Raw genomic sequence first — 1,109 nt, 5'->3', positions numbered from 1 at the left:
GACCAGACACGAGTTCCGAGCCGATGCCCCGAATCAGCTCTGGCTGACCGACATCTCGGAGCACCATACCGATGAGGGCAAGCTGTACTTGTGCGCGGTCAAGGACGCCTACTCGGCGCGGATCGTTGGCTACTCGATCAGCTCGAGGATGAAGGCTCGGCTGGCTGTCGATGCCCTCGAGATGGCTGTGACCAGGCGGGGTGACGTGGCCGGATGTGTGACGCATAGCGATAGAGGCTCACAGTTCAGATCGAAGAAATTCACTCGCACACTGGACCGCCACGGCATCATCGGATCGATGGGACGAGTCGGCGCGGCTGGCGATAACGCCGCGATGGAATCGTTCTTCGCTCTGTTGCAGAAGAACGTTCTCGACCGTCGCCGGTGGGCCACCAGGGATCAGTTGAGAATCGCGATCGTGACCTGGATCGAGCGGACATATCACCGACGTCGTCGACAAGCCCGGTTGGGTCGATTGACACCAGTGGAGTACGAAGCAATCATAGAGCCAGCTGCTCTCGCAGCATGACACTCACGCTGTCACCCTTCTTTGCATCAGTCCCAAGACATGCAGGCACTGAGGCAGGAGGCAGCACGCAACCAGTGGAGCTTCCCCGCCGACTACTCTGCCGACTTCCGGGCGCGGGTTGTGGAAACCAACGAGGCGGTGAACGACGCAGCCATGGCTTACAAGTCTGACTACCGCCGAGACCTCACATCCGTGGGTGACGTGTTCATGATCGACATTGTGGATACCAAACCATCCCGATCCCAGTGCGCACCAGCAGGCACCATCCCACCCAAACAGCGCGACGCAACCCCCTATCACGTGGCGCTCGAAGCAGCTATCCGGAAGGTGGCTACTGACGCCGGGGCAGAGCACGGGCGCACCCGCCTGAACTAACACCGGGGCGCATACAGTGGGGCATGGGCAGCGGCAGGCGCGGGGGTACAGTCACACGGCTTACCCCCGCGCCACACGCGGGCCTACACGCCCACACCAGCCAGCGCGCCAACCACACTGCACACACCAGCCAGCGCGCCAACCACACAGTGAGGTTCCCCGCAAGTTGTGGACACTTGATCTGTCTCACGCGGCTTGCGCAGAC

2 protein-coding genes are annotated in these 1,109 nt (G+C 61.8%); both read left to right on the top strand.

Annotated features, from left to right (window positions below; translation table 11 throughout):
• Nucleotides 1-529, top strand: a 529-nt coding sequence (locus INT40_RS20360) for an IS3 family transposase (RefSeq protein WP_193096872.1), incomplete at its 5' end; no start/stop codon positions are given.
• A 39-nt stretch (nucleotides 530-568) separates the two neighbouring features.
• Nucleotides 569-904: a hypothetical protein gene (locus INT40_RS20355; RefSeq protein ID WP_193096871.1), complete on the top strand. Its 336-nt coding sequence runs from the start codon at nucleotides 569-571 to the stop codon at nucleotides 902-904.
• Nucleotides 905-1,109 lie beyond the last annotated feature (205 nt).

This window comes from Brevibacterium sp. FME17 (assembly GCF_014897515.1).
Classification (GTDB): Bacteria; Actinomycetota; Actinomycetes; order Actinomycetales; family Brevibacteriaceae; genus Brevibacterium.
The sequence above is the reverse complement of the archived record's forward strand: the minus strand, read 5'-3'. Positions and strand labels throughout refer to the sequence as shown.

What these genes read in the sequence shown, in the direction of transcription:
- INT40_RS20355 (WP_193096871.1), top strand. Translation starts at nt 569, where the DNA reads ATGCAGGCACTGAGGCAGGAGGCAGCACGCAACCAGTGGAGCTTCCCC.